We start from the raw sequence: 814 nt of genomic DNA on the forward strand, positions 1-814 counted from the left end.
TCGTCAACCTCTTCATCATACTAATGAACTTAGCCCTATTGCAAAAGTATTAAAATTTTTAGTTGAAACGATAAAAGGAGTAAGTTTACCAAGTTTATTAGGGCAGCTTCTTGGTATGATAAATCAAAATTCAGAATTTATAAAAGTACTTCAATCAATACTTAATGCAATAGGAGAGATTTTTAATTTTTTTCCTGCTTTAATAATAAAAATTATTGAAGCACTTGGGTCATTAAATGGTTCTGTAGAATTGGGATGGAGAATGTGTATTATGGCCTACAGGTTACGGTCTACCTCTAACTAGAGTCTGTGCTAGAGTTGCCGTACCGGATATGCCTCCACCTCCCGGGACAAATGCCCTACCTTCCCCTGCAGATCCAGGTTATACCGATGGAGTACATCTCAATAAAGTTGGTTATACAGAAACTGATAATAAGATAATCGGTTTAGACGGAAAAATAGTTACTTTAAAATCTCCTAAACTTTGTGCTTATAGCGATCCTGGACTTGTTAACCTTGTTTCAGATTCCGGTGTACATCTTGATCCGATGGACTGGAATCCTAATCGTCAACCTCTTCATCATACTAATGAACTTAGCCCTATTGCAAAAGTATTAAAATTTTTAGTTGAAACGATAAAAGGAGTAAGTTTACCAAGTTTATTAGGGCAGCTTCTTGGTATGATAAATCAAAATTCAGAATTTATAAAAGTACTTCAATCAATACTTAATGCAATAGGAGAGATTTTTAATTTTTTTCCTGCTTTAATAATAAAAATTATTGAAGCACTTGGGTCATTAAATGGTTCTGTAGA

The 814-nt window shown here is 33.8% G+C and carries 2 pseudogenes; both read left to right on the forward strand.

Annotation, left to right across the window (positions count from 1 at the left end):
• A pseudogene (locus tag O6R16_RS07980) lies at positions 1 to 250 on the forward strand (hypothetical protein); the annotation flags it as partial.
• Positions 249 to 814: pseudogene (locus O6R16_RS07985) on the forward strand (hypothetical protein); the annotation flags it as partial. The pseudogenes O6R16_RS07980 and O6R16_RS07985, both read left to right, overlap by 2 nt.

The organism is Candidatus Rickettsia tasmaniensis (assembly GCF_036857515.1).
Classification (GTDB): Bacteria; Pseudomonadota; Alphaproteobacteria; order Rickettsiales; family Rickettsiaceae; genus Rickettsia; species Rickettsia rickettsii.